A 22,788-nucleotide genomic window follows, 5' to 3' on the forward strand; every position below is an offset into this window, starting at 1 on the left:
CCTCCTATAGTACCAGATTCATCTATAACTTCCCGTAAATTAAATCACACGGGTATTTCTCTATTTTACATCAATGTGAGGAATCTGCGAAATCATTCAGAAGTGAAGGGGACCTTTCTAACACTTAATGTGAAGAAGTACGAAATTTGTTAACACTTCTTTCATGTTCACGCACAAACATTTTTAAACGAAAATTGGCACAATAAAGATAAGAATCAACTGGAGGTTATACCTATGGAACCCATTACCGTGCTCTCGGATGGAAAACGTCGTATTGCATATGAGAATATTATTCAAGTGTTCAGGAACTGGTTTGAGGACTCCGCATCTGGTTCTGCGATAGAAACACATCGTGGAAGTTGGGAAAATGCCCGTTACTGTATTGTTGATTATCAGGTTGCCGAAGAAGCGGTGTCAGCGGCAAATGCCATTCGGGCTTTTATGCCACAACTTCCGTTACTGGTCATTACGGATTTCAAATCCCTTATTCGGAAGCGTCATCTTCAACAGATTACAGGTACAGGTGAGATGAAGATGATTCTCTGGAATGAGCAAGAGCCGAATCAACTAATCAAGGATATGGAAAATTGGTTACATTTGTCGTCTGTCCATAAATCAGAAATAGCCATACCGCCCATCTTATCCATGAGATAAAAGAGGGATATGGCAGAGGGTGTTTAACTTCAAGCGTTACGGTCCTATTAGATCACATATTTATAGCCTGTTCCCCAAACCGTCTTAATATAACGTGGGTTCTTGGGGTCAGGCTCTATTTTTTTACGCAGACTTGAGATATGAACATCAATGGTACGATCCAGATAGGCGCGTTCAGAGCCTTTGATCCGATCCATCAGCTCATTGCGGGTGAACACTTTACCCGGATTTCGGTACAATTCCTTCATAATCTCAAACTCAATATGAGTGACCTCGATCTCAACGCCATCCACAAACAGGGTTCTTCTATACTCATTCACATTCACATGTCCAGTAACCTCTGCCTGCTTATCTTCTTTTACCGGTTTATCCTTATAGGAAATGATTGATCTTCGTAGCAGTGCTTTAATCCGGGCATCCAACTCTTTCAAACTAAATGGTTTGCACAGAAAGTCATCCGCACCATTATGCAATGCGCGAAGTCGATCATTCAGCATGGTGCTTGCCGAGATCATCAGAATGGGCACAGTGGAGTGCTGGCGAAAGGCTTCTACGAGATCATTTCCATCCATTTCAGGAAGCATGAGATCCGTTACAACAATATCCGGCTGGAATTGTGGAAACAGTTGAAGTGCCTCGCGGGCATGATGAACCCGTTCAGTGATGTATCCTTCCTCCTCAAGAAAGAAAGCAATCATGTCGGCCAGATTTTTCTCATCTTCTATAAGAAGTACTTTGATAGTCATAGGGTCACACTCCTGGTGAAAATAATATGTTAAGAAAATGCTAAAAAAACAAGGTGAATTGTGAATAAATGCCGCAAATTTTTTAATGTTTCTATCCCAAAATATAGGATGTATATGTAGAGAAAGAATAAGCTTTTTGAATGAACTTCAATATTCTAGCATGAATGCAGTTTGGTTGCCGATCAATCAGAATTTCCCAAAGCTACACCAAGTATTAATTACAGTATAATGGATCAGAACGAGTTAAGGGGAAAAAAAGTAATATTGTATCCGCTTAAGTTTATAGGGGGAACCAACGTTGTTGTTGAAAACAGAAGAAAAAATGATCCATGAGGGCAATTGCTTATGGATCTTATAAAGGCAAAACGGCTGCTGGAGTGGGTCGTGCTGAAGCTAAGGATACCATGGTTTGGAACCAGCATACTGATCATTCTTGGCTCACTAAGTACTATTTTTCCACTTACCTTATTCTATGGCGTGCAGTTTATGGTTGGCAGCGCAGCAGCACTCATCGCTCTTCGTTTGCATGGGACTATCTATGGATTTGTCACCATTACATTCATCTATCTGTTAAATACCACCGTTGTCGGCTTCGAGCCGCGGAACTTAACGGTAATGATTGCGCATTTCATTGAGCTGATCTGGATGATCGGTTGGCAATTGCGTTGGAAGAATGGCAGCCTAATCAAGGCTAATGCTGTCTTTTGGGTAGTGATGCTGCTTCCCGTCATCTATTGCGGACATTATTTATTGGGACTGAATATAGAAGATTTGAAGTATGAGTATATGTATATTGCCGTGATTGGTATGGTGAATGCGTTGATCGCGGGTATTGTGGTGGACTTCTGGATTACTACGGGTGAGCACAAATCAAAACGTACAGGAACTATTCCTATCACCAGAATCGCATTTAAATACGTAGTCGCCTTTGTGGTGTTTGTTTCTCTCCTATTGTTATCCGCAGATAGCCGCAGACAATTAAGTCAAATGAATGATGCCATTATACTTGATATGAAACATGCAGCAAGTGCTGTTGTTCAGGATCTGGACGAACAGTATGTTACCTCGGAGAATATGGATCAGAACATGGCACGGTATCATCATTTATTGGGTGTGAATGTGATTCTGCTGAATCGGAATGATACAGTCGTTACTTCTGGTTTGAATACACTACAGGCTGGTGAGTATCTGGACATGGATAGATACAGTCTCCTTAAGTCGAAAGATAACCTTATGCTATTAAGCTCTGAGAATATTCATTACAGTGCTGTATTGAATCACTGGAAACAGGCATCTTTCATCTATGAAGCGGAGATGACAGCTGTAACACCTTATCGGGTATTCATTGAGACCAGCTCAACCAAGTATTATCCTCGAATAGAATCGATCTATCTTACCACATTGCAATACCTGTTCCTCATCATCGTGGCTTCCATGATTGTAGCGGCTCCTCTGAGCAGTAAGGTCGTTAGTCCACTCTTAAGACTAACCAGAATGACAGGTTCTCTTCCGAGGTTGCTGTTTCGAAATGGGAAGATGGAGTGGCCAACGAGCCATGTAACTGAAGTACAGATTCTGATTGGTAATTTGCGTAAAATGGCTGATGTACTGCTGGAACAATTCGAACAGATTCGTCACGATAAGTTAACTCTGGAGGACAGGGTCATAGAGCGGACCAAGGAACTCAAGAATAGTGAAGAAGTCAAACGTGCCATTATTGAATCGTCGATAGATGCGATTATCGCTGTGGACTCCAGTGGGCTGATCGTTGAGTTTAATCCGGAGGCGGAAAGAATGTTTGGATTGCGTCGGGAAGAAGTGATTCTACACAAGGAAGCGCCGACTCTTTTTCAAGGGGCCAGCTGCAAGGAGATCAAGAGTTTGCTGGAGCGATTTGAATATGTTGAAGGTAAAAGATACACCATCGTTGAAGAAATTTCAGGTATCCGACGGGATGGTTCCGTATTTCCGATTGAGTACAAAATTGTTGAGATCCAGTTGGGCAAAAATGAGACATTATATAACTTGTTTATTAAGGATATTACGGAGCGGACCAGAGCAGAAGAAGATCGTGTACGTCATGCCCTTGCGCTGGAGAAGCTGAACTTGGAGTTGTTCAATGAGAAGATTGCCATTCAGGAACAGCGAGATATCAGTGAGCAATTTATTGAATCCGTACGGGAAGGGCTCGTGATGTCTGATCGATCAGGGACCATAACCATCGTCAACCGAAGGATAGAAGAGATGTTTGGTTTGGGTGATTTTATGGGCAGATCCATTGAAGATTTGGCGCAGGCGATTGATACGATGGTATTAACGGACAACTTCAATCTGATGGAACAGACGAGAGCATTCCTGAATGGAGAAACGGCGTTTATCGAGACTGAATTTATATTCAATAATGTGGATAAAAGTGTATTTTCCTTGTACATGAAGCAGATGGATGTCCCGGGTAAAAACCATGGGTTTCTGCTGGTGTTCCGTGACCGAACAGGAGAAGAACGGCTGGATCGGATGAAAAATGAGCTCATCAGTGTGGTATCTCATGAGCTTCGGACGCCTGTAGCCACCATTATGGGATATGTGGAACTCATGATGATGTATGACCTTCCGGCAGCTCAACAGCGGGAATTCATGCAAACCATCTCTTCGGAGGGCAAGCGGCTGAGCAGTTTGCTCGATGATGTACTCGATATTCAGCGCCTCGACAACGAAGGTATGACTTACCACATGACATATGTACCGCTGGTTGAGTTGGTAGAAGGGGTTGCCGAACAGTGGAATATGAAGTCTGCCCAACGGATCTACGTGCATACGTTTAATGGAGACTTCTTTGCTTATGCTGACCAGAACAGGATGGTTCAGGTTCTGCATAATCTGGTGGGCAATGCAGTCAAGTATTCTCCGGGAGCCGATCGTATTGATGTTACGTTATGGGAAGAAGAGGAATGGTTATGTCTTGATGTGCGTGACTACGGAATAGGTATTGCGGAGCAAGAGAAGGACATGCTGTTCAACAAATTCTATCGGGTTGATAATTCGGATCATCGGCAGATTGGTGGAACAGGAATCGGGTTGTACATTTCCCGTAAAATTGTAGAGGATCACAAGGGTACGCTGACTTTTATATCTGCACCGGACAAAGGAAGTACGTTCAAGGTTCGACTGCCCAAACAGGACGTATTGGTGTGAATTTAATGAAGGATGAAGAAATGTATTTCACTTTTTTATGAATAATGTTTATGTACGAGAACTACGGATAGAGCCTTTACCCTTCAACGCGTGAGCGTGATAAGGGGAAAGGCTTTTTTTGTTTTTCAATTTCCCCGGATAAAAAAACAACTTCTTTTGCAAACTGTCTATAGAGCCATAATTTGCATCCCATGCAAAAGGAGGACGGCAGGTATATGTTCCGTAAACAAGAGAAAACACTCATTATCGTCTGTCTGGTTGCAGCTGTGGTTGTGCTGTATGCCGTTGTGAAGAGCATCATCCGAATCATGAGTTATTGAGATACATGTTCAAGCAGAGTAATTGCTGCCGTACATAACGATTATGTGAAAGAGGAGTGTAACCATGTCATCCCTGGATCCTGTTCTGCTCAGCCGGATACTAACCGGCCTTACCTTGTTTGTGCACATTATTTTTGCCTCTATTGGTGTAGGTGTTCCACTTATGATTGCCTTGGCCGAGTGGCGAGGACTCCGAACCAATGATATGCATTACACCTTGCTGGCACGCCGATGGGCACGAGGTTTTGTCATCACCGTTGCTGTTGGTGTCGTTACAGGCACCTCGATCGGATTACAGCTCAGTCTGTTGTGGCCGATGTTTATGCGGGTAGCGGGTCAGGCAATCGCCCTGCCGCTGTTCATGGAGACGTTTGCCTTTTTTATAGAGGCGATCTTTCTTGGAATTTACCTCTATACGTGGGATCGTTTCAAAAAGAAATATACGCATATGCTGCTGTTGATTCCGGTAGCTCTCGGCTCATCTGCATCTGCGATCTTCATTACAACGGTGAACTCCTTCATGAACCAGCCTCAGGGATTCACCCTGATTAATGGCATTATGAAGGACATTCATCCGATTGCTGCCATGTTGAATCCGGCAACGCCAACCAAAGTGTCCCATGTACTCGCCTCATCCTACACCTTGAGTGCAGGTATCCTGGCGGGGATAGCCGCCTTCAGTTTGCTTCGGGGACGGGATCATGTGTATTACAAAAAAGCACTGAAACTCACGACGGTATCTGCACTCGTATTTGCCATCAGTACCGTCATGATCGGTGATTCCTCCGGTAAATTCCTGGCGAAATATCAGCCGGAGAAGCTGGCTGCCGCAGAATGGCATTTCAAGACGATGAAAGAGGCACCGCTCGTTTATGGGGGTATTTTGGATGAGAACAATGAGGTGAAATATGCGATTGAGATTCCGTATGCCCTTAGCATTTTGGCAGGTAATCGTCCCGATACGGAAGTGAAAGGTCTCGAAGAGTATCCTGCGGATCTGAGGCCACCATTGTCTATTCACTATATGTTCGACCTGAAGGTCACAACCGGAGTGATCATCCTGATGATTCCTGTGTTATATGTACTGCGGCGGTGGTTACCAGGGCGCAAGCCATATCCCAAATGGTTGCTGCTCGGCATTGTCTTGCTGGGGCCTCTGGCCATGATTGCCATCGAGCTGGGGTGGATGTTCGCCGAAGTTGGCAGGCAGCCTTGGATCTTACGCGGGTATATGAAGGTGGCGGAAGCAGCCACGACGTCAACTTCGGTTGGATGGATGTTAGTGTTGTTCATCTTGCTGTATCTGATCCTGTGTTTCTCATGCATTCGGGTACTCAGCAAGCTTTTCCGCAACAAGGAAGCAGAGAAAGAACTGGAGTCTCTGGGGCTTGAAGGAGGGATCGTGCATTGAGTTTCGAAATTGCAGGCATCGCAATATTGTGGACGTTTTTGTTCGGTTACCTGATCGTTGCTTCGATTGATTTTGGCGCCGGGTTCTTCAGCTTTTACAGCATTTTGACCGGGCACGAGAACAAAATTCATAACATCATTCAGCGCTATCTGTCTCCCGTGTGGGAAGTGACGAATGTGTTTTTGATCTTTTTTGTGGTTGGACTGGTCGGGTTTTATCCGGATAGTGCCTTTTATTACGGGACAGCTTTGCTGGTGCCGGGTTCCTTGGCCATTGTACTGCTTGCAATCCGGGGTGTGTATTACGCCTACAATACCTATGGCAACCATGGGCAGAACAGCCGGATCTACATGGCATTGTACGGGGCGACGGGATTGCTGATTCCGGCGGTATTTTCCACCATTTTGGCGATATCCGAAGGCGGGATCATTGAGCAGGTGGGCGATCAGGTGTTTTTTCGCTGGCGTGAATTTTTGACGAATCCCTATACCTGGTCGGTTGTTTTGCTTGCACTGGTCAGTGTGCTGTACATCTCGGCGATGTTTCTATCTTATTATGCGAAGCGGGCAGGGGATGAGCCGGCATATGAGGTGCTTCGAGAGTACGCGCTGTTATGGAGTTTGCCTACCATTTTTGCGAGCTTTCTGGCTTTTCTGCAGATTAACAAACAGAATCCCGCACACTTTGAGCAGATGGTGAATATTTCGTGGATGTTCATCGCTTCGTTTATTTGTTTTGTTATTGCCGTGTCGCTGGTGTGGAAAAGTAAATATCTGGGTTGGTGTTTTGTCGCTGTCATGCTTCAGTTTGCCTTTGCCTGGTATGGTTACGGGCGATCCCACCTTCCGTACATTCTGTATCCTTACATCAATATTTACGACAGCTTTACGAATCGGACGATGGGGATTGCACTCATTACAGCGTTTAGTCTGGGGCTACTCGTGCTCATTCCTTCGCTTGTGCTGATTATGAAGCTGTTTCTGTTTGATGCCAATTATGTGCGCGGTAATTCTGGTAAAAAGAAAGGATGAGTCTGTCCATGCACCCAAACATGTTCTTACTCATGACTCCCTTGCTGAATCCACTATCTACTGAGGGAGTTACGGGGATACCCGGTATAACCGGATTGAGCTTTTTTGAGACATTCACCATTATGTACGCCCCTCCACTGATCATAGCGGCTGCTATTGTCTTTCTGTTTGTATATCTGGCCGTATATAAGAACCCAAAGGATTGATTGGTACGTCCATTCCCGTTTGGGGTAATCTCTTGTTAAGAAATGAGGAAGGGAGGAGGGCCCTTTCATGCCGAAAATCCGTTATAACAATATCGATAATGTAAGTACGGACAAAACGCTGAAGGAATTCAAACAATGGAGGGAGCAGCGGCGGAGCAAAGTGAAGGACTACTCCTACACCGTGCCCAAACACCCGCCTGAACTGGATTATCTGCATGCCAACCGGGATGACACAAGTATTACCTGGATTGGTCACTCCACGTTTTTCATTCAATATTATGGATTGAACATCGTGACTGACCCGGTGTGGGCCGAAAAAATGGGATTTCAACGAAGGCTCGGTGCCCCCGGCATTCCGATTCAGGATATTCCACCGTTGGATGTCATTCTGATATCCCATTCCCACTATGATCATCTGCATCTGGCTTCCTTGCGTAAGTTGATTACAGCCAAGACGTTGCTCATCGTTCCCGATGGTCTGAAGCGCAAGATGATTCGCAAAGGATTCCATCGATGCCAGGAGATGAAGTGGTGGGATCATATGACACTTGGCGGAGTCAAAATAACCTTTGTCCCTGCACAGCACTGGACGCGCCGAACGTTGTTTGATACCAATACTTCCCATTGGGGCGGTTATGTATTGGAATCGAACCATCCGGCAACGACTTCAGCAGCGGAAAGTGCTGCAACAACGAGCAATCAGGATGTATCATCCACGGAATCAGGGAAGAACGAAACATCCAAAACATCAGGCGGTCCGCCAGTGTTGTATTTTGTGGGTGATACAGGTTACTTCCAGGGTTTCAAAACGATTGGAGAACGCTTTGACATTGGTGTTACCCTGATGCCCATCGGTGCCTACGATCCGGAGTGGTTCATGACTTCTCAGCATGTGACACCCGAAGAAGCGCTGCAGGGGTTCGTTGAATCCGGTTCACAGCTCATGGTGCCCATGCATTACGGCACATTCAAGCTGGCGGATGATACGCCGAAGGAAGCGCTGGATCGGCTGGAAGTCGAACGTGAACGGCTAGGCATTGGCAAAGAGCGGATTCGGGTGCTTGGTCATGGCGAGACACTCCGCATTCACCATGAGGAAGGCAAACAGGGCTAACAAAAAAGAGTCAAATATGTTAATGTAGGGATATGCCTGCATGAACAGTGTATTTACCAAATCTTTAATAAGTAAAAAGCGGCCAATTTTCGAATTTGCCGCTTTTTTGTGTTATAATATGGTGCCAGAATAGGCATCGGGATATTGAATCCATGATTTACGCAACTTGCTATTCATGCAGTATGCAGATTAACCAATAAAGGATGGTATGCTTAATGATCAGTACAAGCGGCATCACGCTCCGCTACGGAAAACGTGCACTTTTTGAAGATGTAAATATCAAATTCACACCAGGAAACTGTTACGGCCTCATCGGCGCCAATGGAGCCGGTAAATCAACATTCTTGAAAATTTTGTCCGGTGAAATTGAATCAAACTCGGGAGAGGTGCACATCACCCCGGGCGAACGTATGGCCGTTTTGAAGCAAAACCACTTTGAATATGATGAGTATCCGGTTCTCGAAACGGTAATTATGGGTCATAGTCGTCTCTATGCCATTATGAAAGAAAAAGATACGCTGTATGCCAAAGCGGACTTCACGGAAGAAGATGGCCTGCGTGCAGGTGAACTTGAAGGTGAATTTGCCGAGTTGAATGGCTGGGATGCTGAGCCGGATGCAGCGGCACTCCTGATCGGTCTGGGTATCGACCGTGACATGCACGATAAGAAAATGAATGAACTAAGTGGTAACGAAAAAGTTCGTGTCCTGCTTGCACAAGCATTGTTTGGTCGTCCAAACAACCTGTTGCTGGATGAGCCTACCAACCACTTGGATCTCGAATCCATTCAATGGCTTGAGAACTTCTTGATGGACTATGAAGGTACTGTTATTGTGGTATCCCATGACCGTCACTTCCTGAACAAAGTATGTACGCACATTGCGGATATCGACTTTGGTAAAATCCAGTTGTACGTAGGTAACTATGACTTCTGGTACGAATCCAGCCAATTGGCACTTGCTTTGCAACGTGATGCCAACAAGAAAAAAGAAGAGAAGATTAAAGAGCTCCAAGCCTTTATTCAACGTTTCTCTGCGAACGCCTCGAAATCGAAACAGGCAACTTCTCGGAAGAAACAACTCGACAAAATCACGCTGGATGACCTTCGTCCATCGAACCGTAAATACCCGTTTATCAACTTCAAACCTGAACGTGAAGCCGGTAAACAATTGTTGACCGTAGATCGTATCAGCAAATCCATTGATGGTGTAAACATGCTGAATGATATCAGCTTTGTCGTGAACAAAGGGGATAAAATTGCATTTGTTGGCCCGAACGGGAATGCCAAGTCACTCCTGTTTGATATTCTTATGGGTGAAACGGAATTGGATAGCGGCGAATATACTTGGGGGGTAACTACAACTCAAGCTTATTTCCCGAAAGACAACTCCAAATATTTTGACGGTGTAGACATGACTCTTGTGGATTGGCTCCGTCAATATTCCAAAGATCAGGATGAAACGTATCTGCGTGGATTCTTGGGACGTATGTTGTTCTCAGGTGAGGAATCCTTGAAAAAGGCAAGTGTACTCTCCGGGGGCGAGAAAGTTCGCTGTATGTTGGCGAAAATGATGCAGACTGGTGCTAACGCATTGATTCTGGATGAGCCTACGAACCACTTGGATCTCGAATCCATTACAGCGCTGAACAATGGTATGATTGATTTTGACGGCACCATGCTGTTCACATCCCATGACCATCAGTTCATTCAAACCATTGCTAACCGGATTATCGAAATTACGCCGAATGGCATCATTGATCGCCAAATGAGCTATGACGAATATCTGGAAAGTGATGAAATCAAAGAACTGCGCAATAAAATGTATCCGGTAGAAGCTTAAACCAAGCATCATTTACGGCACATTATTATAGGAACACCAAAGAACCGCAAGCCTCTGTGAAGAAGGCTTGCGGTTCTTTTTGTCATTCAATGGGTTTCTCTGCGGCTTTAAGACCTAAGATCCACCAGTACGGCGACGCTGGTTGTTAGGCTTCTTGTTGTTTTGACTCTTCATCGCTTTAGGTCCGCCTTCAAAGTAGGCGCTGGATTGGTTACCGGAATTTGCTTGCTCTTTCTTTTGCGCCAGCTTTTGGCGTATAGCATCCTGCAAACTGACCTTTTTCGGTTCGTTATTTTCGCTCATCGTTATTTCCCTCCCGGTCTTACAGTGAGCCGTCCAGATTGGACGGGATGTACCTATTTTATACGTTTTACAAAAGCCCTACAAGGGCAACCTGATAAAATGCTCAAAACCTTTGGTTTTACCCAGGCCAACATTTTTTCTCATTAACTACAGCCCTGCCGTCTGGCAACTTTGTTTCGGCTTGCCTACAGCAATGGAGCCTGGCAACACTGTTTCTGTAGACCCACACGCTCCACATTTGTTAACATGAAAAAACCGTAATACGAAACGTTAAAAGGGGTGTCGCCCGGTTTGAACGCTTATGAAGAAATTCGAAAAGGGGAGCGAGGGGCTTGGGTTAGTATCGCAGCCTATCTCGTCTTGTCCGCCTTTAAGCTGATCTGTGGTTATTTATTTGCTTCCAGCGCCTTGTTGGCCGATGGTTTTAATAACCTTACGGATATTGTGGCATCCGTTGCTGTATTGATCGGGCTTCGGATCTCCCAGAAACCACCTGATTCGGATCATGCCTATGGTCATTTCAGAGCGGAGACTGTTGCTGCCTTGGTGGCTTCATTTATTATGGCTATGGTTGGGCTGCAAGTATTGGTTGAAGCCGTTCGCTCCTGGTATGAAGGAGCCTTTGTTGCTCCAAACCTGTGGGCGGCAGCGGTGGCTGTAGTCTGTGCTGTGGTGATGTTAGGCGTGTATCGTTACAATCACCGTCTGGCTAAACAAATTAATAGTCAGGCTCTGATGGCTGCGGCGAAAGATAATCGTTCGGATGCCTGGGTCAGCATAGGCGCTGCAATTGGAATTATAGGTGCGCAGTTCGGACTTCCATGGCTGGATAAAGTAGCTGCCATTGCTGTAGGTCTGTTGATCTGCAAAACGGCTTGGGAGATTTTCCGGGATTCTACACATCGTCTTACCGATGGATTTGACCAGAAGGAACTGACGGATCTCAGATCCTCGGTAGCACGCGTTCCCGGTGTTGAGATGATCAAGGATGTGAAGGCACGTGTGCATGGCAGTCATGTACTTGTGGATGTAGTCATTGAAGTGGACGGAGGCCTAAGCTTGATTGAAGGCCATCGGATCTGTGACCGTGTTGAAGAGCGGTTGAAGCGATCGCATAACATCATGCATGTACATGTACATGTGGAACCAAAGACGGAAGAAGTCACAAGGAATCCTTGAACAGGGAGTGAACATCTTGGAAAATCAAAAGAGGACAGCCGCGATTGTGCGTGCTGTCCTCTTTACTTATCGTTAGAACGAATATACGATGTTACTTAATGGCAACGTGGATCCACGCTTTGCCTTTCCACGTGTACACTTGCACCCACTCGCCGCCATCGAATCCGTCAACCACTTCACCTGTTGTATCGATGACTTGGGAGCCTAACGCACCGATTGGTTTACCGTTAGGTGCATCATAGAACCAAGTGCGCTCCAGAAGGTTCAGCAACATTGTAGGCATCAGTACTTCATCGCCTGGTTTTACAACTGGTTCGTCAAATAACTTATCTGTTGTAGGAGAAGGATTATTACCATTAGTGCTGTAGGTAGCACCGGTTACTGTCTCAGTAGTACCTTCTACTGTTTCTACAGCAGGTTTGTTCACTTCAACAGCCGGAGTTGTTGTCGTTGTTGTAGCTTCTGTTCCTTTTTCCGGAGTCACCGTTCCAGTAACCGCTTCCTCCGCACCCGCAGCGGCAGCCATCGAACCCATCAATGTTAAAGCAGCAGCAAAACTTACGATTTTTTTCATTTTCTTTTCCTCCTCGGTAGGTATGTAAAATGTTGTCCTGATTACAAGTAACCAAGCAAGCACCCTTATGAATCACAAATTATAACAATATTTTCTTGGATCCTCCAGTGTCAACTGACGCATATATGGGTATATAGCAAGCCTGTAAATATCATACTTCGGTGGGATAAAACCGGGTTGGCTATCTCAATAAGGTCCTGTTTTTTTGGGATTCATACGAGAGCGGATTGGAATAAAGCAGAAGGGAGTGCAATACATAGTATAGAAAAGTTGAACTATGCCTGAACGCACAAAAGCCAATCGGCTTGGTAGCACGATCGGCTTTTGTATGTATTCGTTTAGTAAGACTCAGTCATATCAGAGCCTGAGGTTATCGCATTCGGCTGCGTCCCGTAATCAGGGAGATTACGAACAGTACAACAAAGATGAAGAAGAGTACTTTCGCGATTGAAGCAGCTGCTTCAACAATACCGAAGAATCCAAAAATACCTGCTACCAGTGCAATAATTAGAAATAATACAGACCATTTCAACATAAGTATTCATCCTTTCGTATAATTGATTGTGCAGTGAGTTGTGTTCACCTCACCGCCTTGTGTAGTCTAACTTTAACCGAGTGCTAACCACTTGAAACATTGGTTTTTTTTCCAAGCGAAGGCATATTATGAAGGGATATATAATATTGTTTCGTCCGGGAAATCGCCGGGTAACTATAGCAATAACAAACTGATGCACATATGGAAAGAGAGGTTCTTCTATGATCTATCAAATTAGCGTGGCCCTGATTGCAGTGGCATTTGCAGTACTGGTTTTCTTTTTAATTCGTACCTTGAAATCCGCTCAGGGGTCTTTGGACAATGTCTCACAGACATTGCAGGAGGTACAGAAAACCATTGATGAACTTAGTTATGAAGTGAAGCAGACGGTAAGACATGCCAATGATATTACGGTGGATGTACAGCACAAAATGAAAAAAATTGATCCTGTTATGGAATCTGTTGAGAATCTGGGTGAAGTGTTGAATGAAGTGACGGCAGCAGCCAAACAAGTCTCCACAACGCTGATGGCGAAATTTCAGACCAAACGTAACAACGCTGAACAGACCAAACATGCTGAAGCGGTTCATGTAACCGCACCGCCTGCTACATCAACGGACCGTACCCTGCAATCCTATGAAGCTACATATAATGGTGAAGCTAAGGGCGGGAAAAACTGGATGAAGTATATTGATGTTGCAGCGAATGTATGGCAACGGATGCGCAAGTAACATGACCGCTTTGTAACCATAAAGAAGCCTTCAGAGCGGTGATGAACCTGATGAAAGGGTGAGAATCATGATGAAACTACTGCTTGTGATGTTTAGCGTAATTTCTCCCTTTTCCGTTCAACCGGCAGCGGTACCCGCTGCTCACGATATGCAATGGACGGCAATGGAAGAGAAGGCGTCAGAGGTAACTCTGGCTGTTGATCGATCCGAGACTTTCCAGCATTTTCGGACTCTGAATGGCATTTCTCTGGATGACACCATGGATGATTTGTTGGCCAAGAAGGGCCAGCCGGGGCATAAGCAGGAAGATCCTTATCTGGGGTGTCCTGAATATCACTTTCATGATGTAAAGGTTGGTTTGTGTGAAGATACGGATGTCATTCAATATGTGCATATCGATGCATCTGAGAATCACATCATGTTAAACGGAAAGAGAATCGAGATGAATATTGAAGCGATCCATCATGCTCTCGGGAAACCTTATTATGTGGCAGAGGACGGAGAAGTGTTTCTGCGTGGAGACCAGGCTCTGAAAGTATATATGAAGTCAGGCTCTCAGCAGATTGAAGGCATTGATCTTTTTGATGACACAGTTTCCTAGGATTGGTTATTACCGAATCGTTTCAACCCCATATAGTATGGTTATATATTAAGTAGCTCGATACAGAAGATTAAATCAGAGGAGAGTGGAAACGATGAATTCAACCAATGAGCAAGCTTATGCAAAAGTGGTAGAAAACGGAGTCCAGGCGGTAGAAGCGGTGAAAGAATTGCAGATTACCGGATACCTTGCTGATCAAATCTTTGTTCTCGCCCATGAGAAGGATCGTACAGATCGAATTGCAGATACAGCAGATGCCAAAGAAATTGGCATAAAGGAAGAAGGCGTATTTGATTCCTTGGCGAATCTGTTCCGCTCACGTGGTGATGAACTCCGGGCCAAAATTGTTTCGATGGGCTTTACCGAAGCCGAAGCGGACTTCTACGAGAGTGAACTCGACAAAGGTAAAGTGCTCGTTATTGCTAAAAAGAAAGATTAACCCGATAAGTTGAAGTTTGCTGAACATGGACAAGCTTCTGAATCATTTATGTAAAATGCTTAATCAAAAACATAGATAAGGAATGGGGCTTTCCCCATTCCTTATCTATGTTTTTGCAAGTTTGGAAGCGGGATCAGGACGCTGCAAAAACAGGGCGAAAAGCGGTGAACATTACCCGTGATGGTGCCATTTACTGATAGAGTTTTTTTGATTTTACGATTATAGTTATACTAGGAATTATTATGTCTACTGCCGTTTTGTATGAAAAATTTGTATAATTAACGTTCGTTTTTACTTAATAAGAATCGACAAACCCGGACGCCACAGATAAGGAGATATCAATGAGAATACTTATTGTTGACGACAATCCGACGAATGTCATTATCATTCGAGAAATTCTGAAAAAAGAGAACTATCGTGACATTGTAACGGCGAGTTCCGCCATGGAAATGTTTGAAGTGTTGGGAATTGGGGAGGAAAGCAACGAAGTTCGTCCAAGACCGTCGGATATTGATCTAATTTTGCTAGATATGATGATGCCCGAGATGGACGGTATCGAAGCCTGCAGTATTGTGCAGAAATTTGAGAATCTGAAGGATATACCGATTATTATGGTGACTGCCATCGGAGATTCCAAGAAACTTGCCGAAGCATTGGATGCTGGTGCATCTGACTATGTGACCAAACCGATTAATAAAGTCGAACTGATGGCGAGAATTCGACTCGCACTTCGTTTGAAACAGGAGAAGGATTGGCACAAAGAGCGTGATCAACGTATTCAGGATGAGCTCAAGTTGGCAGCGATGGTCCAAAATGCGGTTTTAAGTCCGGCAATTAGGGACCCGCTGTTCCAAGTGCATGCCATCTATAAACCATCCTTTGAGCTTGCCGGTGATCTCTATTCTTGGTACCCCCTTGGGGAAGGCCGTTACGGAGTACTGCTGCTCGACATGATGGGACATGGGATATCTTCATCCCTGTTTACCATGTTTATCGCTTCTGTGTTGAAAGATACGGTTACCACTTATGTGGATCCAGAGAAGGTCATTCAGGAGTTGAACCGTCGTTTTAACCAGCTCCATCTGGAAAAACAATTGGTGCAGTATTATTTCACGGCAATTTATCTGGTCGTTGATACACGGATGAAGCGCATTGATTATGTTAATGCAGGGCATCCACCTGCTTTATTTTTCCGAAACGATGGCAGTGTCACCACATTTGACAGCGTCTGCTGTCCTGTGGGTTTATTTGACAAGATGGATATTGAACCACAAACGATCCATTACGAGGGTGACGGGCATATTGCACTTTATACGGATGGATTATTGGAAGCTGTTCAGGGCGGGCAGGAAGAACAACATGAATTCCTGATCGAAAAACTGACAGGTTCACATCAGTGGAATGAAGCTGCCATGCAGGCGATGTTTTTTGACGACGAAATTCCCCAGGAGCGGGATGATGATAAATGTCTGGTCTGGATTACTTTGGATAAAGGGGCGGGGGATGAATGAAGATCAGGAATAAACTGCTGATTGGTTTTACCGCTCTGATGGCTATTCTGATCGTACTCACATTTGTGAGTTATGAACGCCTGAACAGTAGCAATAAGCAGATTGATCAGATGTATCAGGAACGTTATCTCAAAGTAAGGTTCACCTCAGCTGCCCGCGGAGAGGTTAATGACATTGCCAAAGTGCTGGCTAACTTGTTATTAAACCCAACCAACTCCATTGGGGCAGCAGATGGGGATTTGAAAGCGATGAAAGAGCGTGGCGATCGTAACCTCGAGGAAGTGAGAAAAAGGGCAGACAGTGCACCTGAACATCAGCTGGTGGATCGTGTCAACACGGCATGGGAGGCTTATAACAACTATGCAACTAGGCAGGTTAGCCTGATGTCCCAAAACCGGGTGGAAGATGCGAATAACTACCGCAATTCAACAGGACTCGCGGTGCAAAAAGAAGCTGTGGATAGTTTGAATGCTCTTTCCCGTTATCAGGACCAAGAGATTGATGCCGAGATCAAAAACGCTAATGCAGCGTATACGAGAGCCGTACAGATCACGATAAGTATCATGATTGCGGGGTTGTTGCTGGCATTGGGTGTCATTATGTGGGTGCTGCCGAGTATTACGCGGGGGCTGAACACGGTATCTATGATGATTACCAGCTTTGGTAAAGGGCGTTACCGAACCATTCGGCGCATACAGGTCAAATCAACCGATGAGATTGGTCAGATTGCCAGTGTGTTCAAAGATGTATCCAGTGATCTGGAAGAAAAACTGGAAATCGAGAGGGCTTATGTACAGGCTCAGCAGGATCAAAACTGGATGAGTTCGAACATCGCAAGAGTTCCGGAGCTGCTTCGGGGAATTGGCTCCATTCGCCAAATCTCACAGATGTTTATCAGTGAGTTCACACCTGTGCTTGGCGCTCAGTTGGGTGTCGTCTATCTGATCGATGAGGAGAAACATCCCGACGAACTGAGACGTTACGGTGCATACGCATTTGAAGAGAACGAAGATGTTGGTAAAGAAATGTATCGCATCGGTGAAGGCCTGATTGGTCAAGCCGCGCTGGATATGACACCGATTATTCTGGAAAATACGCCTGAAGATTATGTGCATATTGGTTCAGCATCAGGCTCAACACGTGCTGCGGGTATCATGATCTATCCTGTCGTGTTTGAAGATGAACTGATTGGTGTAGTTGAAGTGGCTTCCTTTGAAGGTTTCAATGAACTTCACAAACAGTTGTTCACACAACTGATTATGAACCTGGGCGTAATTTTGAACAACGTTCGACGTCGTTTGCGTGTGGAGGAGCTGCTGCGCGAATCCCAGGCACTGACTGAGGAACTGCAGGTTCAATCGGAAGAATTGCAGACACAGCAAGAAGAACTCCGTCGTTCCAATGAGAACCTGGAGGAGCAGACAGAGGCGCTTAAACGATCCGAGGAATTGCTGCAGCGTCAGCAGGAAGAACTGGAACATTTTAATACGGAACTCATTGCCAAGACGCGGGCGCTTGAAGAGCAAGTGCGTGAAGTTGAAGAGAAAAATGACGAAATTGAGAAAACGAAGACACAATTGGAACAGCAAGCTACACAGCTGTCGATGACAAGCAAGTACAAGTCCGAATTTTTAGCGAATATGTCACATGAACTCCGTACACCATTGAACAGTCTGCTCATTTTGTCCCAGCTATTGTCGGAGAACAAAGGTGGAAATCTGACTGACAAACAGCAGGAATATGCTCAAACCATCTACATGTCGGGCGCGGATCTGCTGAAGATGATTGATGAGATTCTGGATCTGTCCAAGGTGGACGCAGGTAAGATGGATATCAATTATGAGACAGTTCGAATGGAAGAGCTGACCAGCTTTGTTCAGCAGAACTTCGGACCGATGGCGAATAAAAAGGAACTGAACTTGAATATCGATTTCGACAGCGATCTACCGGAATGGGTGTACACCGACAGTCATCGCGTCAAACAGATTTTACGGAATTTGTTGTCGAACGCATTTAAGTTCACCAATCGAGGTTCGGTTAGTCTGATTGGACGACGGATGAAACCGGAAGAGCTGCCGGGTTATATGAACACCAATCAGGAATATCTCGGATTCAGTGTGAAAGATACAGGTATTGGCATTCCATCGGATAAAACGGATCTGATCTTTGAAGCATTCCAGCAAGTGGATGGGACTACAAGTCGGAAATACGGTGGAACTGGCCTGGGATTGTCCATTAGCAGGGAACTGGCACGTTTGCTTGGTGGCGCAATACAGGTGGAATCATCCGAAGGCGAAGGTAGCTGCTTTACCTTATACCTGCCGGATAATCATGAAGAGGAAGCCTTGGCAGAGGAAGGTGCTTCAAGAGAAGCGGCTGTATCCTCAGAGGATCTTTATGAACAGTCCATCGAAACACGGACCATGCTTTCAAGTCATCAGTCCATTCTCTCTCCTGATCCGGAGCGTAGCGTGGGTACAGATCTTTCTCCTACCCATACTCCAGATGTCACGCAGATCGAAGATGATCGGAAGAATCTTATGGAAGGTGACAAAATCCTTCTCATCATTGAGGACGATGTGAACTTTGCACATATTTTGATGGATATGGCGAGAGGAAGAGGATTCAAAGCAATTGTTGCCCTTCAAGGTGATAAAGGACTTGAAATGGCACGTCAATATCTGCCGGATGCCATTATCCTAGATATTCAATTGCCGGTGATGGATGGTTGGACCATTCTGGGCGAGCTGAAGAGCAGTTCGGCAACACGTCACATTCCGGTTCATGTGATTTCAGTTATTGATGATATGAAGCAAGGTCTGATGATGGGCGCCATTGCGTATCTGAAAAAACCTTCGAGCAAGGATTCACTGGATAAAGCATTCTCGCATATCAAATCATATACTGAGAATCAATTAAAACGACTGTTGATCGTCGAAGATGATGAAATTCAGCGTAAAGCCATTATTGAATTGATTGGTCATGATGATGTTGCAATCACCGCTGTATCGACAGGTAGTGAGGCATTGAATGAATTACACAGCCAGCGTTATGACTGCATGGTACTGGATCTAATGTTAACGGATATGACCGGGTTTGAGTTGCTCGACCAGATTCGCGATGATGAATATCTGAACGATCTGCCGATTATAATTTATACAGGCAAAGAACTGGATTCCAAGGAAGAAATGAAGCTGCGCAAATATGCGGAATCCATCATTATCAAAGATGTCAAGTCACCGGAACGTTTGCTGGATGAGACGACTTTGTTCCTGCATCGGGTAGAAGCCAATTTGCCGGAAGACAAGCGTCGAATCTTACAGAAACTACACAACAAAGAAACGTTGTTTGAAGGCAAGAAAATATTGCTTGTAGATGACGATATTCGTAACGTATTTGCCCTTTCAAGTGTTCTTGAAGGCTATCGGATGGATGTGACGTTTGCTGAGAACGGCCGAGAGGCTTTGGAGATTTTGGACAAAAATCCGGAATTTGATCTGGTACTGATGGATATGATGATGCCAGAGATGGACGGTTATGAAGCAATGACACGAATCAGACAGATCCCGCAGTTTGAAAAGTTGCCGATTATTGCGCTTACGGCCAAAGCGATGAAAGAGGATCGCGGTAAATGTATTGAGGCTGGGGCATCTGATTATGTGAAAAAACCGATCCAGACAGATCAATTGTTATCCTTAATGCGCGTATGGCTGTATTCGTAAGTTCATTATTCGTATGTTCATTGTTTGGGTAATGAAAGACAATACGACGAATACGCAAGTAACAAATGAAGAAGTGGAGAGAAGTTATGACACCGTGGGAACCAACCGAGACAGGGGCAGATTTGGTCCGCATGCCGCAAGATGAAGAGCGAGAGCTGATCGAGATTGAGTTGCTGTTGGAAGGCATGCACCGTTTATATGGATATGATTTTAGAAACTATGCATTGCCATCCCTGAAACGAAGAATCTGGCATCATGCACATGCTGAAGGTGTTAAGAGCATATCCGGCTTGCAGGAGCGTGTGCTTCATGACCGTTCCGCGTTTGACCGTTTTGTACAGAACTTATCCATCCCTGTAACGGAAATGTTTCGAGATCCTTCGCTTTTCCGAATGTTTCGGGAACAGATTATTCCTATTCTGAGAACCTACCCGTATATCCGAATTTGGCATGCGGGATGTTCTACGGGAGAGGAAGTTTATTCCATGGCAATTATGTTGCATGAGGAAGGACTGTATGACAAGGCAAGAATCTACGCAACGGATATGAATGATCGCTCTTTGCAACAGGCCAAAGAAGGCGTATATGGCATTGAGAAAATGAAACTATTTACTACAAATTATTTGGAGGCAGGGGGTACCAGAGCCTTCTCCGAGTACTATACAGCGAAATACAATTCGGTGATATTTCATCCTTTTCTAAGGAAGAACATCATTTTCGCCGAGCATAACCTGGCAACAGACCGGTCATTTAACGAGTTTAATGTTATCTTTTGCCGTAATGTCATGATTTATTTTAATGATGAACTGCGGAACCATGTGCATGGGCTGTTTCATGAGAGCTTGAGCCACTTTGGTATTCTGGTTCTGGGGTCAAAAGAATCTATACATTTTACAGAGTTCAGTGATACCTATGAGCCGTTAGACCGGACCGAAAAAATATACCGGAAGATCAAATAGGGGGTTAGGGTTAGCCATGGGGCTCAATGAACCAATCCACATATTATTGGTAGATGACCGCCCTGAGAACTTGCTTGCTCTTGAAGCAGTTCTGGAATCGGAACAATATAAACTCGTTAAGGCAACTTCCGGAGAAGAGGCACTCCGCTGTCTGCTAAAAGACGAATTTGCGGTTATCGTTCTCGATGTGCAGATGCCTGGAATGGACGGAATTGAGACAGCAAAGTTAATTAAGGCACGGGACAAGTCCAAGGATGTGCCGATTATATTCATCTCTGCCAATAGCAGAGAAGCGGAGCACTTGTTTGCCGGGTATTCAGCCGGGGCTATTGATTACATGGTTAAGCCATTTATTCCTCAGATTTTGAAATCCAAAATCGAGGGTTTTGTAGAGATGTTTATCACCAATAAACGTTTGAAGACCCAGACCATGCTTCTTCACCAGAAGACACAGGAACTGGAGAAGATGAACCAACAACTCATTCAGGCCAAGGAAGAAGCAGAAATTGCAGCCAATGCAAAGACCGAGTTCCTGGCAATGATGAGTCATGAGATTCGTACACCGATGAACGGAGTTATCGGCATGGTTGATCTGCTGATGGAGACGGAACTGAGGGAAGATCAGAAGGAATATGCAGACATCGTTCGTCGTAGCGCGGATGCACTTGTCACGGTCATCAATGACATTCTTGATTTCACCAAGATGGAATCCGGCAAAATGGAACTTGAAGAGCATCCTTTTGAAATTGCCTCCTGTATTCGGGAAGTGTTGGGACTGTTTGCTGCAGAAGCAGGCAAAAAGAATCTGGAATTGGATTATTTCCTGGAAGATTCTGTACCTGAATTAATCTATGGAGATATGGCAAGACTGCGTCAGGTTCTCTTGAATCTAATTGCAAATGCGATCAAATTTACTGACCAGGGTGGAGTATATCTGATCGTGTCAGTGAATGAAGAAAAAGACGGACAAATGTCATTGGAGTTTGCTGTTAAAGATACAGGGATAGGTATCGCTTCAGACAAAGTTGATCGCCTGTTCCAGCCGTTTTCCCAGCTGGATACATCCATGACACGTAAATACGGTGGAACTGGCTTAGGACTGGCAATATGCAAGACTCTGGTTGAAATGATGGGTGGACAGATCTATCTGGATACAACAGAGCAACGGGGAGCGACGTTTGTATTTACAATTCAGGCGAAACGTTATGTAGAAACTGAACTGGTCCAGAGGAACGGGGAAGAGAAACCAACGGATGTGAAAAATGAGAATAAATATCCTACGGTATTAATTGTGGATGATCATCCGATTAACCAGAAGTTGATGGCGATTATGCTTGGTAAGCTGGGGTTGCTCTCAGACATTGCTGAAGATGGGCAGAGCGCACTCGATATGGTAAACGGTAGCCGGTATCCCTATGACTATGTGTTTATGGATCTGCAGATGCCTGTGATGGACGGTTTGGAATGTACACGGCGGATTCGAGAGAGTCTGTCCCAGTCTAATCAGCCAATCATTATAGCCATGACTGCTAACGTGATGGAAGGTATTCAACAGCGCTGTATTGCTGCCGGCATGGATGATTATATTAGTAAACCGGTGAAAATGGGCAATGTAAAACAGAAAATAGCCCAGTTTCAGAAACAACGGCAAATGTTAGACCCAGGCCCTTCAGCCATGAATCAGGCCAATTGAAATATTTTCCAAACTTCTTTTTGTTT

The 22,788-nt window shown here is 44.9% G+C and carries 19 protein-coding genes; 15 read left to right on the forward strand and 4 right to left on the reverse strand.

The window, feature by feature from the left end; all coding sequences use genetic code 11:
• The first annotated feature begins 234 nt into the window (after positions 1-234).
• Positions 235-654 carry a hypothetical protein gene (locus IFU39_RS26560; protein ID WP_192135803.1) on the forward strand — a complete coding sequence of 140 codons (420 nt, stop codon included), beginning with the start codon at positions 235-237 and terminating at the stop codon, positions 652-654.
• Between the two features lie 47 nt (positions 655-701).
• On the opposite strand, the gene IFU39_RS26565 is transcribed toward IFU39_RS26560, so the two are convergent.
• Complete coding sequence (locus IFU39_RS26565; protein ID WP_036668013.1) at positions 702-1,400, reverse strand: response regulator transcription factor; 699 nt, start codon at positions 1,398-1,400, stop codon at positions 702-704.
• Positions 1,401-1,745: 345 nt separating this feature from the next.
• Between IFU39_RS26565 and IFU39_RS26570 the strand changes: the two genes are divergently transcribed.
• From IFU39_RS26570 to IFU39_RS26595, 6 genes are all read left to right on the forward strand, one after another.
• Positions 1,746-4,592, forward strand: coding sequence for a PAS domain-containing sensor histidine kinase (locus IFU39_RS26570; RefSeq protein ID WP_192135805.1), 2,847 nt, complete (start codon positions 1,746-1,748; stop codon positions 4,590-4,592).
• A 384-nt stretch (positions 4,593-4,976) separates the two neighbouring features.
• The gene (locus IFU39_RS26575; RefSeq protein ID WP_124118119.1) at positions 4,977-6,323 is read left to right on the forward strand and encodes a cytochrome ubiquinol oxidase subunit I; all 1,347 of its coding nucleotides are present in this window, start codon (positions 4,977-4,979) and stop codon (positions 6,321-6,323) included.
• Complete coding sequence (locus IFU39_RS26580; RefSeq protein WP_076212671.1) at positions 6,320-7,354, forward strand: cytochrome d ubiquinol oxidase subunit II; 1,035 nt, start codon at positions 6,320-6,322, stop codon at positions 7,352-7,354. The genes IFU39_RS26575 and IFU39_RS26580 overlap by 4 nt, the downstream gene beginning before the upstream one ends.
• Before the next feature lie 20 nt (positions 7,355-7,374).
• Positions 7,375-7,560 (forward strand): cytochrome bd oxidase small subunit CydS, encoded by a 186-nt coding sequence (gene cydS, locus IFU39_RS26585; protein ID WP_192135837.1) that lies wholly within the window; start codon positions 7,375-7,377, stop codon positions 7,558-7,560.
• 67 nt (positions 7,561-7,627) lie between these two features.
• Entirely contained in the window at positions 7,628-8,674 is a 1,047-nt protein-coding gene (locus IFU39_RS26590) for an MBL fold metallo-hydrolase (protein ID WP_192135807.1), read from the forward strand.
• 215 nt (positions 8,675-8,889) lie between these two features.
• Complete coding sequence (locus IFU39_RS26595; RefSeq protein ID WP_062836460.1) at positions 8,890-10,515, forward strand: ABC-F family ATP-binding cassette domain-containing protein; 1,626 nt, start codon at positions 8,890-8,892, stop codon at positions 10,513-10,515.
• A gap of 114 nt (positions 10,516-10,629) precedes the next feature.
• Here IFU39_RS26595 and IFU39_RS26600 read toward each other — a convergent pair whose 3' ends face one another.
• Entirely contained in the window at positions 10,630-10,818 is a 189-nt protein-coding gene (locus IFU39_RS26600) for a hypothetical protein (RefSeq protein WP_017692261.1), read from the reverse strand.
• A 291-nt stretch (positions 10,819-11,109) separates the two neighbouring features.
• Here IFU39_RS26600 and IFU39_RS26605 point away from each other — a divergent pair, with 291 nt between their 5' ends.
• Entirely contained in the window at positions 11,110-11,997 is an 888-nt protein-coding gene (locus IFU39_RS26605) for a cation diffusion facilitator family transporter (protein WP_091019327.1), read from the forward strand.
• Positions 11,998-12,088: 91 nt separating this feature from the next.
• On the opposite strand, the gene IFU39_RS26610 is transcribed toward IFU39_RS26605, so the two are convergent.
• A complete protein-coding gene (locus IFU39_RS26610; RefSeq protein ID WP_047841576.1) occupies positions 12,089-12,571 on the reverse strand; it encodes a hypothetical protein in 483 nt (160 codons plus the stop codon).
• 370 nt (positions 12,572-12,941) lie between these two features.
• The gene (locus tag IFU39_RS26615; protein ID WP_017692264.1) at positions 12,942-13,106 is read right to left on the reverse strand and encodes a DUF1328 domain-containing protein; all 165 of its coding nucleotides are present in this window, start codon (positions 13,104-13,106) and stop codon (positions 12,942-12,944) included.
• Positions 13,107-13,327: 221 nt separating this feature from the next.
• On the opposite strand from IFU39_RS26615, the gene IFU39_RS26620 reads away from it, so the two are divergent.
• The 7 genes from IFU39_RS26620 (at position 13,328) to IFU39_RS26650 (ending at position 22,762) form a co-directional block, all read left to right on the forward strand.
• Positions 13,328-13,837 carry a DUF948 domain-containing protein gene (locus IFU39_RS26620; RefSeq protein WP_036668007.1) on the forward strand — a complete coding sequence of 170 codons (510 nt, stop codon included), beginning with the start codon at positions 13,328-13,330 and terminating at the stop codon, positions 13,835-13,837.
• A gap of 67 nt (positions 13,838-13,904) precedes the next feature.
• Positions 13,905-14,438, forward strand: coding sequence for a hypothetical protein (locus IFU39_RS26625; protein WP_091019329.1), 534 nt, complete (start codon positions 13,905-13,907; stop codon positions 14,436-14,438).
• A gap of 94 nt (positions 14,439-14,532) precedes the next feature.
• Positions 14,533-14,877 (forward strand): general stress protein, encoded by a 345-nt coding sequence (locus IFU39_RS26630; RefSeq protein WP_017692267.1) that lies wholly within the window; start codon positions 14,533-14,535, stop codon positions 14,875-14,877.
• Positions 14,878-15,218: 341 nt separating this feature from the next.
• Complete coding sequence (locus tag IFU39_RS26635) at positions 15,219-16,388, forward strand: PP2C family protein-serine/threonine phosphatase (RefSeq protein WP_091019331.1); 1,170 nt, start codon at positions 15,219-15,221, stop codon at positions 16,386-16,388.
• Positions 16,385-20,110 carry a response regulator gene (locus IFU39_RS26640; protein ID WP_192135809.1) on the forward strand — a complete coding sequence of 1,242 codons (3,726 nt, stop codon included), beginning with the start codon at positions 16,385-16,387 and terminating at the stop codon, positions 20,108-20,110. Before IFU39_RS26635 ends, IFU39_RS26640 begins: the two co-directional genes overlap by 4 nt.
• Before the next feature lie 86 nt (positions 20,111-20,196).
• Positions 20,197-21,069 (forward strand): CheR family methyltransferase, encoded by an 873-nt coding sequence (locus IFU39_RS26645; protein WP_074096446.1) that lies wholly within the window; start codon positions 20,197-20,199, stop codon positions 21,067-21,069.
• 16 nt (positions 21,070-21,085) lie between these two features.
• Positions 21,086-22,762: a response regulator gene (locus tag IFU39_RS26650; RefSeq protein ID WP_192135811.1), complete on the forward strand. Its 1,677-nt coding sequence runs from the start codon at positions 21,086-21,088 to the stop codon at positions 22,760-22,762.
• Positions 22,763-22,788: the final 26 nt, after the last annotated feature.

Source organism: Paenibacillus sp. CFBP 13594, from assembly GCF_014842675.1.
GTDB lineage: Bacteria > Bacillota > Bacilli > Paenibacillales > Paenibacillaceae > Paenibacillus > Paenibacillus amylolyticus_B.

Bases quoted from the DNA above. Each gene is read 5' to 3' on its own strand.
- IFU39_RS26560 (WP_192135803.1), top strand. From the start codon at position 235: ATGGAACCCATTACCGTGCTCTCGGATGGAAAACGTCGTATTGCATAT.
- IFU39_RS26565 (WP_036668013.1), bottom strand. From the start codon at position 1,400: ATGACTATCAAAGTACTTCTTATAGAAGATGAGAAAAATCTGGCCGAC.
- IFU39_RS26570 (WP_192135805.1), top strand. From the start codon at position 1,746: ATGGATCTTATAAAGGCAAAACGGCTGCTGGAGTGGGTCGTGCTGAAG.
- IFU39_RS26575 (WP_124118119.1), top strand. From the start codon at position 4,977: ATGTCATCCCTGGATCCTGTTCTGCTCAGCCGGATACTAACCGGCCTT.
- cydS (WP_192135837.1), top strand. From the start codon at position 7,375: ATGTTCTTACTCATGACTCCCTTGCTGAATCCACTATCTACTGAGGGA.
- IFU39_RS26590 (WP_192135807.1), top strand. From the start codon at position 7,628: ATGCCGAAAATCCGTTATAACAATATCGATAATGTAAGTACGGACAAA.
- IFU39_RS26595 (WP_062836460.1), top strand. From the start codon at position 8,890: ATGATCAGTACAAGCGGCATCACGCTCCGCTACGGAAAACGTGCACTT.
- IFU39_RS26600 (WP_017692261.1), bottom strand. From the start codon at position 10,818: ATGAGCGAAAATAACGAACCGAAAAAGGTCAGTTTGCAGGATGCTATA.
- IFU39_RS26610 (WP_047841576.1), bottom strand. From the start codon at position 12,571: ATGAAAAAAATCGTAAGTTTTGCTGCTGCTTTAACATTGATGGGTTCG.
- IFU39_RS26615 (WP_017692264.1), bottom strand. From the start codon at position 13,106: ATGTTGAAATGGTCTGTATTATTTCTAATTATTGCACTGGTAGCAGGT.
- IFU39_RS26620 (WP_036668007.1), top strand. From the start codon at position 13,328: ATGATCTATCAAATTAGCGTGGCCCTGATTGCAGTGGCATTTGCAGTA.
- IFU39_RS26625 (WP_091019329.1), top strand. From the start codon at position 13,905: ATGATGAAACTACTGCTTGTGATGTTTAGCGTAATTTCTCCCTTTTCC.
- IFU39_RS26630 (WP_017692267.1), top strand. From the start codon at position 14,533: ATGAATTCAACCAATGAGCAAGCTTATGCAAAAGTGGTAGAAAACGGA.
- IFU39_RS26635 (WP_091019331.1), top strand. From the start codon at position 15,219: ATGAGAATACTTATTGTTGACGACAATCCGACGAATGTCATTATCATT.
- IFU39_RS26640 (WP_192135809.1), top strand. From the start codon at position 16,385: ATGAAGATCAGGAATAAACTGCTGATTGGTTTTACCGCTCTGATGGCT.
- IFU39_RS26645 (WP_074096446.1), top strand. From the start codon at position 20,197: ATGACACCGTGGGAACCAACCGAGACAGGGGCAGATTTGGTCCGCATG.
- IFU39_RS26650 (WP_192135811.1), top strand. From the start codon at position 21,086: ATGGGGCTCAATGAACCAATCCACATATTATTGGTAGATGACCGCCCT.